The following is a 15,719-nucleotide window of genomic DNA, read 5'->3' on the forward strand; positions in this document are numbered from 1 at the left end:
CATTAATCTCATTTATTAACGACTAATATTTAACGCTATATATCATGGCAGAAGAAATTTGGCCAATTCCTAAGTTTCACTTCTCAGTAGAGTGGGCAGGAAATGAAGTAGGTTTTCAGGAAGTTTCCGGTCTGGAAATGGAAACCCAGTTTATTGAGTATCGTGCAGGAAACGATGCTGACCTCGTGACTAAGAAAGTACCTGGTCTCAAGAAAAATGGTAACATTACGCTTAAGAAGGGTATGTTCCGTGGCGACAATCTATTCTGGGATTGGTTCATGGACGTTCAGACTAACCCTGAGCGTCGTGAAACTGTAACTATCACACTGATGGACGAAGAAGCCAGCCCTGTGGTAGTGTGGACTGTAGTTAATGCTTTCCCTGTGAAAGTTACAGGTCCGGATCTCAAATCAGATGCCAACGAGATAGCTATAGAGTCTATCGAACTTGCTCACGAAGGAATCACTCAGGAAGCTGCTTAATAAATAATAAATTATGCCTGGATATATACCTCCCGTTGGGTTTAGATTTGACGTACGCGTGGTTGATAAACTTGAGGCTGCTTTTACAGCGTCTGCCTCTATGGGTATCACAGACGATGTGGATGGTAGTTTTCAGGATGTAGCAGGTATTTCAGTTGAGTATCCTACTGAATCATATCAGGCAGGCGGGGAAAACCGGTACGTGTACCAGTTACCCCAGCCTGCTAAATATTCCAAACTTGTACTCAAGAGAGGGCTGGTTACTGACTTCTCTAATCTTTCAGATTGGTGTCAGGAAACCTTTGAAAGCAACCTTGGGAAAATTCTTACCAAAACTCTTGTAGTAAGTTTGCTCGGAGAGTCAGGAATGCCCGTAATGGTATGGTATTTCACAAACGCATACCCTGTTAAGTGGGAGGCTTCTAACTTCAATTCCATGGACAATAAAATTGTGGTGGAAACATTGGAGGTTGTATACCAACGCTTTGAGAGTATAAGTATGGACAATGCACTGACAGGTGCGGTGGGTAGTATGTCTTCCGGCCTTGGATTCTAATATTAAACCCCGGCGATTCCATGACCCTTCAGATTAAAGAACTTTCAGTTAAGATAAAGGTGACAGAAGAGTCCCATTTGCATACTGCTGCAAGAAACGCGGCTCTGTCATTTACTAAAGAAGATAAGGATCAGCTCATAGAAGAGTGTATTGAACGAGTCCTGGAAAAGCTTGAATTACAAAATCAAAGATAAAGGCGAATGGCTAGTTTTGGCAAGCTCGCAGGTATGGCGACCGGTGCAACCGGTGAGGATAAGTTCATCAAGCTGAAAATAGTAGGCTATCAGGATCCCACTCGTCAGAAAAAACATAAGGAGTACGAAGTATTTCTTAACCCTAATCAAATCACCCAAAATCATACGGTAGTTTTTGCTCAGGAGGAAGCCCTGGGTTCTACAGCACCTGAAAATAAGTTTAATAAGACAGGGCCCCAAACCCTCGGTTTTACACTTTTACTTGACGGTACAGGTGCCACTGGTGAAATCATCGAAGTGGGTGAACACATCGCAAAGTTTAAGGATGCCGCTTATAATTACATAGGTGAAACCCATGAAACTCCCTATCTAAAAGTTACTTACGGCTCGCATATAGAGTTTAACGGGCGCTTACAGACCCTGAACATTACCTATGAAATGTTTAAGCCTAACGGAGATCCACTCCGTGCTAAATTACTCTGTAACTTTACCACTGCTGAAGACAGAAAAACTAATGTCAAAAAAAACTCGGCAAACTCACCTGACCTCTCACATTTGGTAACGGTGAAAGAGGGGGATAACCTGCCGATGATGTGCGAGAGGGTATATGGTGACAGTACTAAATACCTTGATGTGGCTCGCATAAACAACCTTGTAAACTTTCGCAACCTTAAACCCGGAACGGAGCTTTTGTTCCCTCCGATAAGATAAACGCTTAAAGCATTTTATGGCTGCAAAATCAATTGTTTCTGAAGTCTCCGGAGTAGTAACCCAGATAATAAAGGTAGATGGAAAAGATCTTCCCCTTTATTATGGAATCCGCACTATTCATGTTCTCAAGGAGATAAACAAGATAAGCAGTGCCAGAATAGAATTTATTGACGGTAGTATCTCATCCGTTGATAGCTTTGAAATCAGCAATAAGGGTAATCTTATTCCTGGAAAAGAAATTGAAATCCAGCTTGGCTACCAAAGTAAAAACAAGACTGTATTTAAAGGTATCATCGTTAAGCATGGCCTTAAAGTAAATAAAAGAGGCGAATCCATCCTGACAGTAGAGTGTAAGCACCCCGCTGTTAAAATGACGATGGGACGTAAAAATGCGGTTTACACTGAAAAAAAGGATGCTGACATTATAAAAGAAGTAGCCCAGAAGCATAGTGTAACAGCGAAGGTAGGTACTACAGCAGATGCCTTTGGCGATGTAGTTCAGCACTATACTACGGACTGGGATTTCATTATGATGCGAGCCGAGATACATGGGCTCGTTACCATCTGCAAAGATGACGGATCTATTGAACTGGCAGAGCCTGACCCTACCGCTGCAGCCAAAATAAAGGTCATGCCTAATGACACCCTGCTTGCCTTTCAAGCAGAAATGGATGCCCGTACGCAATACCCCAAGGTTAGTTGTGCAAGCTGGGATTTACAGGACCAAAAAGTGCTTTCGAAAAGCATTTCAAGTGCAAAGGAAGTAAAAGCCGGCATGACCGATAGCAAAAAACTATCCAGTGCGCTTGGATTGGAGGATTATCTGATCCAGACGGCAGGAGTACTGCCAATGCCTTATCTCCAAAATTACTCCACATCCAAGCTGCAGCGAAGTAAACTGGCAAGGATAAGAGGCAAAATTACCATGTATGGGTATTCGGACATTCACCCCGGCGAGACTATCGAACTGGAAGGAATGTCTGAGCAATTCAATGGGGTGTGCTACATAGGCGGTATTGAGCATACGCTAACCGGGGGTGATTGGAAGATGGATGTTCACCTCGGTCTTTCCCAGGGGTCATATGCAGAAGAGACCAATCAAATCGATTCCCCTCCGGCTTCAGGCATGTTCTCAGGTATGCCAGGACTTGCAACCGGGTTGGTTAAAAAAATTGACCAGGACCCGGATGGCCATTTCAGGGTGCAGGTTACCATCCCCACTTTAGTGCAGGATAATATGCCTGTTTGGGCCAGGATGGGACACTTCTATGCTACTAAAGAATCGGGTCTTTTTTTTATGCCGGAAATAGGAGACGAGGTTATTCTGGGATTCATTAACGAAGACCCGATGAACCCTGTCATACTTGGTAGCCTGTATAGTAAAAGTAAAAACCCTCCCCTGGTACCTGAAGAAGGTAATAATATAAAAGCATTGGTTACAAGAAGCCAGTGCAAGATCAGTTTTGATGAAGAAAAGAAGATCATTCAGATTGAAACGCCCGGCGGGAATATCATGACGATGGATGATGATCAGAAATTTATCAAACTGGTAGATAGTAATAAAAATGAAGTGCTGATGTCTGACAGTGGCATCAGCCTTACTACCGAAAAAGACGTAGTTATCTCAGCAAAAGGAAATATCACGATGGAGGCGAAAGGCAATATTGAGTCTAAAGCTACCGGTGATCTTACCGCCGAAGGTATGAATGTCCAATTGAAAGGCAGTGCCAAATTTGCTGCGGAAGGACCGCAGGCAGAAGTAAAAGGAAGCGCCCAGACCGTCATTAAAGGCGGTATGGTGATGATAAACTAGATATATGCCCTCTGCTGCAAGAATAGGAGATATGCACACCTGCCCTATGCAAACGCCGGGTACACCCCCCATTCCCCATGTGGGTGGACCTGTAATGATGGGTGCACCTACCGTGCTCATCGGAGGGATGCCGGCTGCCTGTCTGGGGGATACGTGCACTTGTGTTGGTCCACCGGATACTATCGCCAAAGGATCGGCTACTGTAATGATCGGCGGCAAACCTGCTGCCAGGATGGGCGATACCACTGCACATGGGGGCTCAATTGTGGTGGGTTGCCCTACAGTACAAATAGGAGGATAAAAGGATGAAGCATAAAAAGACATTTCTTGGAGTAGGCTGGAAATTCCCTCCTACTTTTGAAAAAAACACTGGTAGCGTAATGCTTGTCTCTGAGGAAGAAGATATTCGCGAAAGCCTGCGTATTCTTTTGTCGACCCGAAAAGGCGAACGTGTGATGCTACCCGATTATGGCTGTGACCTGTCATTTGCAGCATTCGATACGATAGACAGTGCCTTATTTAGTCGAATACGGAGCGCTATAGAGTATGCCATACTCTATTACGAGCCCCGAATTATACTTGAAAATATAAATATCAGGCGCGATAAAGATCATGATGGGTTATTGCTTGTCGATATTGAGTATATCATACGTAAGACAAACAAGCGAACTAATATGGTCTATCCTTACTACATACTCGAAGGTAGTGAGGCCAGATACAAACCTCTGTAAAAGAATCGGCTATAAAAGGAATGAACGGGAACAACTTCAATATTAAAATTGGCACTAACCAGGATAACAGGCAGCTTAAGGCCCTGAATCTGGACTATGTTAAAGTGGATGAGAGGTCTTTTGAGGATCTGTTGGTTTTTTCATGGTCTTTCTCACGGCTGCTGAATTATTATAATGGCGAAAACCAACCAGATGGTGACTGGTCTCACTTCCTTACCGACGAAGCAGTTATTCTCGCCTCTATTATTGATGCCGACCCCCTCGTTCCTGAAAAACGATTCAAGGATAACCTACAGAAAACCATACTCTTCCTTAAACCTGCCAAGAAAATTAAATATCTCAAAAAGTGCTTTGACGAGATATTTCAGTTGGCCCGTAAGTTTGATTACTGGTACAGGCAATTGCAGGCAGTTGAGGAGTTTAACCGGGCAAACAGCAGCATACGAAATGAGATCAGTAGTGCTATAGGCTCAAAACTGGGTCCCTCCTTCAGGAAATTTCGGGGACTTGATGAACTAATTTCCAGAGATCAGGACATCGAAGACCGCGTAGGAATGGATTATTCCGGGTTTGATGAAATCTGGCAGTTGTATGAAATTGAAGAACAGAATTATGGCGGAGTTGAGCCCCTGAAAAAGCGAATTGAATTTGTCGCTGATCGTTTATCCCAGATTTTTCAGGGCTTCTTCGAGACCCTTCTTTACTTGAATCAAAAGGCCCCGGATTATCTGAAAAGCTCCCTTCAGACAGATAACCATTACCCTGAGGTAGCCCTGTTCATTTCATTTATTAAGCTATTCAGAGAAAATCAGGAAAATCTTAATCAATTCACCCGCAGGCATCTGGAGTTTTATTTCCATAATATTCTCCATCAGCAGCCAATTGCTCCCAAGGCAGATAAGGTATATCTGAACTTCATTCCAGATGAGACAGTACCATTTTCTGATGTAAAAAAGGGCACGCTATTCCTGGCAGGCGAAGACCCTGAAGGCAACGAAGTACGTTATGCAGCCGATAATGATCTTCGTATTACACATGGCAAAATCTCTGCCCTTAAATCCGTATTTATTCCTAACAAAAGTCTCAATGTTCGAGGCAGGGAAAAGAAAATTGCCAGCCGGGTAATGCAGGCTACCATACCCTTAGAAGGAGGTATTGTAGGCCAGGTTAACGGCCTGCTTCGTAAAACGTACCCTACATTTGGTGAAGATCAGGCCGGCAAGAGCATCCACGAGCGTACAATGGACCTTGCTTCCGTAGGCTTCGCCATCTCCTCCCCTGCCCTGAAGCTGGCCGAAGGACAGCGGGAAGTCACTGTTACCTTCCATTTGTTTGAATCAGCTTTTAAGAAATTTGAGAAGCATCTGGAAGATCTTGCGTTTGCAGATAGCATTTCAGAAAACGAAGTATTCATTAAGTCCTTTCTTGAGGCCTTTGATATCAGCCTTTCCTGTGAAGAAGGATGGTTTACCCTGAGCCGTTACGTCGCCACACGCAACAATCTGCAAAATACTATATCCATTAAGTTTACACTAGGTAATGAGGATCCTCCTGTCGTAAACTTCAATAATGAGATTCATAGAGGGAAATATGGCCAGGGATTACCTGTAATACGGTTTGAACTCAATAGCAATGCCTACACGTTCGTTTACTCATTGCTCAATGAGGCTGTTTTAGAGCGGATTAGTTTCCATACCTCTGTCAAAGGAGTGAAAAATCTGTTGCTCCATAACGATATGGGACTATTAAGCGCCAATAACCCATTCTTCCCATTCGGTCCCATGCCCCATGTGGGGTCATACCTGCTAATAGGTAGTAGTGAGGTGTTCAATAAGTCACTGGACGAGCTCAGTTTAGATATTGAATGGTTTGACCTTCCCCGCCATCAGAGTGGGTTCTTTGGTCATTACCATGAGTACAAGGCTGATGTGGATAATGAATCCTTCAAAGCAAAAATATCTGTACTTGATGGGGGGCGTTGGGTTCCCGAGCCTGCTGACCAGCAGGAATTTACCCTGTTTAGCACGGTGGATCGGCAGATAAACGAATCCCCGGCTCCTCAAAGTGAGCTGCAGACCAGGAAACGAATTGACAGTATCGATATCAAATCGATCAAGCAGCCAGCCTATTACCAGGGCCTTAATGAGGAACTGATATACAGAAATACCGCGCAACGTGGGTTTTTAAAGCTTGAATTGAGCTCTCCCGGAGAAGGGTTCATGCATAGTCTGTATCCTAACGTGCTCTCCCAGATCACTATTGATAATTCACGAACAGGTTTCTTCCGTAATGCCAAGAAGAAGCCTATGCCGCATACGCCTTATTCACCCCAGATTAAAAGCTTGTCGCTCAACTATAGTTCTTCTTCGGTTATGAACATTGATAACCGTAGCCAGAATAATAGCGAAGGTAATGGTAAGCGAGGTATGCTTTACCATATACATCCCTTCGGAGAGAGCGTCGCCTTTCCGGATACCAGTAAACAGGAAATCTATCTGTTACCCGAAATGAATTATGAGGGTAGCTTAATGATTGGACTGTCACGAATTCATCCTCCCGAGACTATCACCATGCTTTTCGAGATGCTGGATGAGTACACTATTACCTCAGAAGAAGACCCGCCGGTAATTGAGTGGAGCTACTTGTGCCATAATGAATGGCGCTACCTCTCCCCTAGCCGGATCGTACGTGATGAAACCAAGGGCTTTCTAAAGACAGGCATCATAGCCATAGAACTACCAGGCGATATTACAAAAGGAAATACCCTACTTGACGGCGGCTTGTACTGGGTAAGAGCCGCAGCCAAGAAGAACCATCATACGGCTTCTAAAATAGTGAGCGTAACGCAGCAGGTGCTCACGGCCACTCTGGCTCCCCAGTCTATGGGAGGCAGCCACCTGGACGAACCTTTGCCTGCTAAAACCATTACCAGGTCTCTGTCGAATATCCAGGGGGTAAGAGCCATTAACCAGCCTTTAGAATCCTTCGGTGGCATACATGGTGAAAAACCGGAAGAGTTTTATACCCGGGTTGGCGAGCGACTTCGTCATAAATCTAGAGCCGTAACGGCATGGGATTTTGAGCGTATTGTACTCGATAAATTCCCGGCTATCTACAAAGTTACCTGTTTGTCAGGGATGAATAGCATGAACCTTGATGCCCCTGGTAATGTGTTGCTAGTGGTGACGCCTTACACTAACCAACTGGCCAATCCGTATGAACCTATGGCCAGTTCAGAGTTGCTTTATGATATTAAGCGCTACCTCCAAAGTGCAGCCAGCAGCCACTTGAAACTGGAGGTCAGAAACCCTCACTATGAGCGCATTAAGATCATGTGCAGCGTAAAATTTGCAGAAGGTTATAATTATGGGTATTACCTGCAAAAACTGAATGAGGAGATTAACAGGTACCTGATTGGTGACCTGAATGCTTCCCGGCGTAATCTGCAACTTGGCGGCAAGGTTAATAGTAGTGATATTCTTAGTTTTATGCGTACACTACCGTACGTTGATTTTATCACTGAATTCAGCATGATCCAGGCCGCATGGGATCTCGGGGGTAAATACGTGTTGCTGGACACAGCCCGGGAAGGTGATGAAAGACCCTACCTGCAGGCCACAAAACCCTGGTCTGTATTGGTGCCTGCACAGGTACATCAGATTAAAGTATTGAATGAAACCACTGAGCTCCACAGCAAGCAGGCTGGCATAGACTCTCTTGAGCTTGGCTATGACTTCATCATAGAATAATAACATGGCTGTACAGAACCGAAATACACTGAAAGGATTTTTCCAGAAAGGACAACTTCCATCCGAAGGCCACTTTAATGACCTGATCGATTCTGTGATCAATAAGGTCGATGATGGAATGTCTAAAACGATAGAAGACGGGCTTATGCTCTCCCCTATCGGGACGTCCCGAAAACTCATCAGCTTTTACAAAAGTATTGAAGAGAAAAGTCCTGCATGGTCCATTGATATTAACAGCGGCGATGGAACACTTAACTTTAATAATCATGTAGGAGATAGTGTAATCTCCCTTCAAAATAATGGAAATGTCGGCATCAATCAGCCGTCACCAGAGCATACACTCGATGTGAACGGCATGGTAGCTATGAAAGGGCGGACCGGTACCTACCACAAGGGTAAAGTGCTGGCCGATGGTAAGTGGCATCCTATCCTAACGGAGCTTAACGGGTGCTTCGCCTTTGAAGTAGTCGCTGGAATCGGTAAGAAAAAGACCGGTAAATATGCTCTCATTCATGCACTTGCTTTGAGCACCTTTGGTAAAAGTAAAAACCGGATCAGGGTGAATCAGGGGTACTATGGAGTAAGGTGTAACAAAATAGAGCTTCGCTGGACAGGTGATACGTACAATTTCAATCTGGAAATGAGAACAAGGTGTAGCTATGGAGGTGATTATTATGTGAAGTATTACATCAGTAGTCTATGGTCCGACCATTTCATGGACGGAAGTATAGAAATGTGATACTTTGTACCTAAACAGATCCTTACTACCATATGAAAAACTTAGCCCTGCGCGTATCTCTGGATGAAGCTAACCTTATTATGAAGGCTTTAGGCGAACTCCCCTTTAAAGATGTGTACGAACTGATTGGAAAGCTTAATGAACAGGCTAACAATCAATTGAAGCCCGGCGAAAAGGAAAATGAAAAAGATAGTTCCGGGTATTCTGTAGGAAGAAGTGATTTCGACATCGATAAACTACTGGGTGACGACAAATAACCTAAAGGCATGGAACAACCGCTTTTTATAGCGAAGAAAGAGTCTGAACAAAAAACCCTTGATTTTGAATATCTTAGGTCACAGGGTATAAAATATATTCAGGAACTTACAGGAGCTTTCTGGACAGATTTTAATGAGCACGACCCTGGGGTTACCATCCTGGAGCAATTGTGCTACTCATTGACTGATCTAGCCTACCGGACAGAATTTGATGTAAAAGATCATCTTTTTAATTCAAAGTCCAGTGACCAGGCTTTCTTAAAACCTAATCAGATTCTCCCATGCAATGCCCTTACGGTAAATGACTACCGTAAACTGGTATTCGATTCCGTATTTGAAATTAAAAACGTCTGGCTGGAGCCGGTGAGTAGTGAACAGCATTCACTCAATGGTTTATATAAGATATTTCTGGACGTTGATAGTAATCTTCGCGATGAGGATTTTATCGAAGGAATAAAGCAAAAAACCCAGGAAGTATTTGTTGCTAACCGCAATCTGGGTGAAGATATTGAGGAAATAGTAGTCCTGGAGCACTTACCTGTTTCTGTAAATGCTGAGGTGGAAACAGACGGAACGGAAGATCTGGAACATACCTTAGCCAAAATTTTCTTCCGGATAGAAGAGTACCTCTGCCCCGAGATTCGCTTTTATTCTTTGGAAGAACTAAGAGAAGAAGGGTACTCTCTCAATGATATATTCAACGGACCTTTGCTTAAGCACGGGTTCATCAAAAACGAAGAACTTCACCCTAAGCCCAACCGAATACTTATAAGTGAGATCATTAAGATCATCATGCAGGTAGAAGGAATAGTCAGTGTGAAGAACCTCTACCTTCAGGTTGACGGTAAAATCTATAATAACCAGGTAGATTTGCCTGCTCATCACCTTCCCCACCTTGTTACTGAAGTAAATAGCGGAGAATACAGCATCAAGTTCTTTAAGGGAAGTGTGAGCTACGGATCGCTGGAGGAAAAAAATGTAAGGCGTAAGCTCAATGAGCTTAAGTCAGCCACAAGAAGGGTCTACAGGCTGAATGAGGAAGCTATTGAACTTTCAAAAGGTGAAAACCTGGGTATTGAGGAGTATTACAGTATTCAAAATCACTTTCCCCTCAATTATGGCATTGGTTCTTACGGTGTGCCTGACGAGCCTACGCGTCAGCGGGTGGCCCAGGCGCGGCAGCTCAAGGCTTATTTGATGATTTATGAGCAGTTGCTAGCCAACTATTTGAGCCAGTTATCTCATGTGAAGGATCTGTTTTCTATCCGTGATGTGTCTGATAACACCTATTTTTATCAGGCACTGAAAGCAGTACCTAATGCAGAGCCTCTATTCAAAAATGAGGCTGATAAAAAGCTGGATGACCCCTTACTTGATGGAGCTAATATACCTTTGAGTTACGAGAAGGGTCTTCCTGAGTTGATAAAGGAAAAGGACAATTATAAAGAGCGTCGTAATCGTTTCCTTGATTACCTTCTTGCGATCCATGGAGAAAGTTATCAGCAATACGCCCTCAGTCAGTACAATTATTATTTTGACGAGGATGACTTTGAACGGCATCTGATACAAAATAAAACCAGGCTGCTGCATAGCCTGCCATATATTAACCGTAACCGGGCAAAGGCTTTCGACTACCTCAGTGAGAGTGTGAATACCACAAACATTGCAGGGCTGGAAGCAAAAGTATCCATACTTCTCGGCCTCGGTGTGGCTCCAGGTGATGCAGATGAAGATCAGACCTACCGTGCTCATTCACTGATAAGCGCTATTACCCGACATGGGATAGAGCTACAGGCTAAGGATGCTAAGAGGACTCAGCTACGCAAGTGGATCAGAAGTTCGAATGTGCCTGACAACATTACTACCGACCTTATCGAATCTACTTTTGATTTTGTAGATGCAGAGGACGTATCAGTGGCTATGGATGATAAGGAACGCCACGAACTGCTTAAGGAGACACTCCCCTTCCGCAGTAATCAGCTAACTGCTGACTTTTTGCAGGAAGGTATTGACCTATTTGGGTACAGAGTTGGTAAGGTTCCCGATTCTGAAGAGTTTATGGTGGTTTATTACCAGGGTGGAGAAGAGCCTTGGTTACAGATAGGCCGTTTTGAGTCTGAAGAAAAAGCTGCCACGGCCGTTATCGAGCTGGTGGATTTTCTGAAACGGGTAAATATTGAGTCAGAGGGAGCCCATTTGGTCGAGCATATCTTATTACGACCATCTGTAGAAGACCGTAAGTTTGGCATTTATCTGAGGAATGAAAATGGAGATCTCTTCCTTAAAAGCCGCAAGCAGTATTCTTTTGAAGAAAGGAAAAAAACGATCAATGTCCTGCGTGAGCACCTGAACCGATATGAGAACTACTCAGTAGAGATCACCTCCACTAATGATTTTGAGGTACAATTCAATACACCGGATGAATTTATCCGGTTTGTAAGTATTGAAGCTTATGAATCAGTGGAAGAGACTCATGCCCGAATGGAAAGGTTATACCGCTACCTTAGTAACAAAGATGAGGTAAGAAGCTATAATGATAAGATTGGGTATTACCTCCAGAATAGTGAAGAACAAGGGGAGATTCCCGAAGAGTTTTTCAGTTACCGCATTAGTATGATCTTCCCTGACTGGACTGCTCGTTTTGCCGACCCTGAGTTCAGGTCTCTTGCCGAAGACGTAATTAGCCAGCAACAACCTGCTAACATTGGAGCCCAATGTTATTGGGTAGGTGCTGAAAGCATGAAAGAGTTTGAGACCGTCTATTATAGCTGGATGGAAGAGATGCGCAAGGACCAACCGGCTAAAGAAGAGCTGGATAAGTTACAGACATTAATGACTGGTCTCCTGCTTACCTTTAAGTCTGGCAGTAATGCGTAGGTAATTCATGAGCAGGCATGTTATCCGCTCGTTTAACGTAGAGATCGATAGTGACAGTGAAGCCCGGGGACATCAGTTAAACAAACAGCTCAATGATTTCCTGTTGGCTGAAATTGTTCCTGAGATCGAACGAGCCATGGAGGATGTGGCCGGTGGGGCCGAAATATGGCATTTAGACCAAATAAACCTTGACTTGGGTACCTGCAAAGGCGATGAGTTTACTGATGAGTTTAAAAACCGTCTTCTTTTCAGGTTTCGTGAGGCCCTGCGGTCTGCTATTGATGGCACGCCGGGTGATGATGCCTCGGAGGCTGAAAAGTCCGACCCTGCCAAGTCCCGCTATGCCCTGCTCAAACATTACCTGAAACACGGTACCCTTCCCTGGTGGGCTGAAGAGATTGATTTCAGTGAATTCACAGGGAGGGAATCTGCCAAAAGCACTTTTTCTTTAAGTGACCTTATCGAACAAATGCTCACAAAAGAGGCAGCAGATTTTCGGAGGTTGATGAAAGAGCTCCTTCCCTCCTCTATTATAAGAAAACGCCTGATCAGACAACTCGATGACTCTACCCTGCATGCTATGGTAACAGGCTATGATTCGGCGATCAAAGAGAGTGATTCTTTAGTAAGAAACCTTTTGCAGGCCTCCGGGTCATTAACCGAATCAGGTAGAATAAATGAACATCGGGAAAATTTATGGAAGCAGGTTTTTGAAACCTTTCTTATAAAAAAAGAATCAGGCGAAAAAGCCAAAGAAACCCTCGCACTGAAATGGCTGGAGCAAACGCTTACATCTTCCTCCTCTGATACGCTGGCAGTAGCTAACAAGCTTAAGAAAGTACTGGCCACAGAAAGAAGCCAGGTACGAACAGAGGATAAAAACATTTGGCATAAAATACAACAAACCAGCGAGGAATACTTTCTTCAGGAATTACCGTCCAGTTGGCGAAAAGTCTCCTCAAAAGCAGAGGTAGCCAGATCATTGGATATATCCCGCACCGCCAAGCTTCTCCGCACATCTCAGGCTGGCCAGGACAGTTTCACGGCATCTTTCTTTATAGAAGTGGGCAATAGGCTTAGTGCTTCCTCCAGGCAGGCTTTTACCCGCTTTATTCTTGATATTGTATTTGATAGCCGCTATGGCCGTATCAGCCAAAGGGAGTTAATTGTAGAGACAGTATTATTCTTTTCCAGAATCCTGTCGATGGCAGAAGAGGATATATTGAGGTATGTTGGTGCCTATGCTACGGAAACAGAGATAAAAAAATGGTCTAGTAAAGATGCTTCAGATCCTGATAAAGTTCGGGAATTAGTAGAAACTGAGGCTGAGGATGAATCCGACTGGACCAAATGGAAAAATAAAGACCTGATCACTTCTTTCCTTCTTTATGGAGTTATTCCCTGGAGTGATCGAAACCTGGTCAAAGAAGAGAGCCTTGAAAAGATTTTCCTGGAGTGGGCTGAAACAGATCCGGTAGGGTTTCAGAGGCTCATTCAGCAAATTGACTGGAAGCAAAAGCCATTTGTAGTCAAGAGGATACTGAACACCTTCAGTCCAGAATTAGCCGATAGAATTTTGGAACAATTACCACGTACGGTAGCACAGTTGATGTCTCCCCCGCCTGTTTCCCTTGACACTCTGCTGGCATCTCCTCACCTCCTCTCCCATTATTTGCATTTGTTTGCTGCTGACAGGCAGTGGTCACCCATGGAGTGGCAGCCAGGTCTTACCATTCCACTGCTATTAAAGGAATATTATACTAAAAAGCCTGATACCTTAAAGCTCATTATTGAAGCCTTTCCGGTTGAAGTGATTGAGCGGATTCAAACTAAGTTACTCAGCCTGCCGGAAGAAGGACTTAAAGCCTCAGGGCTAAGTGCCGATATTGTCACTAACATCGTTGACGAGTTGAAGTCATACACTCAATCCGCTACAGAAAATACCAGAGGCAGCCTTATGCCTCGGGAAGGCTATCAGCTTAAGGAATGGCTGGAAGAAGTTAAGAAGTTTTTAAAAGAAGGCATCAGTGATGATTTAGGGACTATTAATTACAAGGTTCAGGCTTTATTGCAGAGTAACCCGACACAAATCATTGGTGTGCTTCATAGTTTTTTGCCCTCTGGAGCAGTAATCAAGCAGTGGGTGAGTCATTTGGGAGAATCTACCCTGTCACGCATCACCTACATTCTTGCCGGTACTCATTATGCGGAAGCCACTAAGCTTGCTGAACGGATGATGATTTTGCCCACCACACATATGGGAGTAAGAGGTAAGCGATGGTATTCACTCCTGACCTACTTCAGCAGTGGCTTTGAAAAGTCTTACTCGCCTTTTCAATTTGTAATTAAGGCCCTGGATGAATTTGTGCCTCCACCTCAGGATACCATTTTGTTTTTGGCTAAACTCTTCAGGCAGGAGCGTAATAAAGAACTCCGCACAGAATACAAAAAGCTGGCACTACTGGTATCTGATTCTCAGTCGGTAGCCACTGCTATCGATGATTTTGTCAAAGGCCGGCAGCCTATAGGAGATGCTAGTGTGGTGGAGATATTCACGGAAGGTGATCCTGAAGCCTCTGTTAACGGTCAGAATAGCTCTCAGGAAGACAGCCCCGCTTATAAGCCTGAAGAGTCGCAAACAGAAAAAACAGATTCTACTATTGAAGACCAGGTTGATGAGCAGCGTAGCACATCAAAGGAAGAGAGAACAGAAAAGGAAACAAGAGATGAGAAAAGGGCTGAATCAAATAATTTAAACAAATCATCTGAAGAAGAGCCAGGATCTGAAGAAATAGAGGAAAAGGGAAAGAAAAACGAAAAGTCCCCTGAGAAAAGCGAAGAAGACGATAAGAAAAAGGAAAAGCTTCCACAACGAAAAGAAGAAGAGGATATACCAGAACCTCCGGAAAAGGAGCCGATGTTTATTTCCAATGCCGGACTTGTTATATTACACCCTTTTATTACCCGGCTTTTTAAAGCGTTGGGCCTTACGGAAAACAAAGCTTTCAGGGATGAGGATGCTGCACACAAAGCGGCTCATGTATTGCACTTTTTAGTGTATCATCATACAGAGGGCGAGGAACATGAAATGGTACTGGAAAAAGTATTGTGCAATATTCCATTAGGGGTACCCCTGAAGAAGGGCTTTGAACTGAATGACGAAGAAAAGGAACTCTGTATCAGTCTTACTAAAGCGGCAATCAACTACTGGGAAATACTTAAAAACTCTTCTGTTGATAACTTCAGGGCCTCATTTCTACTAAGAGAGGGGGCTATTTATTATGAGGGTAGAGAGTGGCGCTTGCATGTAACTCCCAAAGGGCTGGATGTTCTTATGGAAAAACTACCTTGGTCCATCGGCATGATTCGCTTCCCATGGATGGAAAAAGTGCTTCATGTGAACTGGACATAAAAAAAACCCGACCATGGTTTTGTCATAGCCGGGATACGATCATTGTAATACAATGACCTTTTTCACAGGTGGGATAGGTTTTCTTTTTCACAGGTTTGGCAGGGTGACAAGGCACGCACTGCAATAAATCCAGGTGGTCAGCCCGGACAAATAATACACTAGCAATTACCTGTAAATCTTACACCAAATCAATCCCTA

General features: G+C 43.9%; 12 protein-coding genes. All 12 read left to right on the forward strand.

Going from position 1 to position 15,719, the window contains the following annotated elements; translation table 11 throughout:
* The first annotated feature begins 44 nt into the window (after positions 1-44).
* The 12 genes from AB9P05_RS20300 to AB9P05_RS20355 are packed head-to-tail and all read left to right on the forward strand — an operon-like array spanning position 45 to position 15,521.
* The gene (locus AB9P05_RS20300; RefSeq protein WP_371910671.1) at positions 45-482 is read left to right on the forward strand and encodes a phage tail protein; all 438 of its coding nucleotides are present in this window, start codon (positions 45-47) and stop codon (positions 480-482) included.
* Positions 483-495: 13 nt separating this feature from the next.
* Positions 496-1,038, forward strand: a complete 543-nt coding sequence (locus AB9P05_RS20305) for a phage tail protein (protein WP_371910672.1) — start codon at positions 496-498, stop codon at positions 1,036-1,038.
* Between the two features lie 20 nt (positions 1,039-1,058).
* Positions 1,059-1,232, forward strand: a complete 174-nt coding sequence (locus AB9P05_RS20310; protein ID WP_371910673.1) for a DUF5908 family protein — start codon at positions 1,059-1,061, stop codon at positions 1,230-1,232.
* Between the two features lie 6 nt (positions 1,233-1,238).
* Entirely contained in the window at positions 1,239-1,943 is a 705-nt protein-coding gene (locus tag AB9P05_RS20315; RefSeq protein ID WP_371910674.1) for a LysM peptidoglycan-binding domain-containing protein, read from the forward strand.
* Between the two features lie 16 nt (positions 1,944-1,959).
* Complete coding sequence (gene vgrG / locus AB9P05_RS20320) at positions 1,960-3,756, forward strand: type VI secretion system tip protein VgrG (RefSeq protein ID WP_371910675.1); 1,797 nt, start codon at positions 1,960-1,962, stop codon at positions 3,754-3,756.
* Between the two features lie 4 nt (positions 3,757-3,760).
* Positions 3,761-4,057: a PAAR domain-containing protein gene (locus AB9P05_RS20325; protein WP_371910676.1), complete on the forward strand. Its 297-nt coding sequence runs from the start codon at positions 3,761-3,763 to the stop codon at positions 4,055-4,057.
* A gap of 4 nt (positions 4,058-4,061) precedes the next feature.
* On the forward strand, positions 4,062-4,487 hold the full coding sequence (locus tag AB9P05_RS20330; RefSeq protein WP_371910677.1) for a GPW/gp25 family protein: 426 nt from the start codon (positions 4,062-4,064) through the stop codon (positions 4,485-4,487).
* A 20-nt stretch (positions 4,488-4,507) separates the two neighbouring features.
* Positions 4,508-8,236 carry a baseplate J/gp47 family protein gene (locus AB9P05_RS20335; protein ID WP_371910678.1) on the forward strand — a complete coding sequence of 1,243 codons (3,729 nt, stop codon included), beginning with the start codon at positions 4,508-4,510 and terminating at the stop codon, positions 8,234-8,236.
* 4 nt (positions 8,237-8,240) lie between these two features.
* Positions 8,241-8,975, forward strand: coding sequence for an adhesin (locus AB9P05_RS20340; RefSeq protein WP_371910679.1), 735 nt, complete (start codon positions 8,241-8,243; stop codon positions 8,973-8,975).
* A 32-nt stretch (positions 8,976-9,007) separates the two neighbouring features.
* Entirely contained in the window at positions 9,008-9,232 is a 225-nt protein-coding gene (locus tag AB9P05_RS20345; RefSeq protein ID WP_371910680.1) for a hypothetical protein, read from the forward strand.
* Between the two features lie 9 nt (positions 9,233-9,241).
* Positions 9,242-12,109 carry a hypothetical protein gene (locus AB9P05_RS20350; RefSeq protein ID WP_371910681.1) on the forward strand — a complete coding sequence of 956 codons (2,868 nt, stop codon included), beginning with the start codon at positions 9,242-9,244 and terminating at the stop codon, positions 12,107-12,109.
* Positions 12,110-12,116: 7 nt separating this feature from the next.
* Complete coding sequence (locus AB9P05_RS20355) at positions 12,117-15,521, forward strand: contractile injection system tape measure protein (RefSeq protein WP_371910682.1); 3,405 nt, start codon at positions 12,117-12,119, stop codon at positions 15,519-15,521.
* Positions 15,522-15,719 lie beyond the last annotated feature (198 nt).

It is taken from the genome of Roseivirga sp. BDSF3-8, assembly GCF_041449215.1.
Taxonomy (GTDB): domain Bacteria; phylum Bacteroidota; class Bacteroidia; order Cytophagales; family Cyclobacteriaceae; genus JBGNFV01.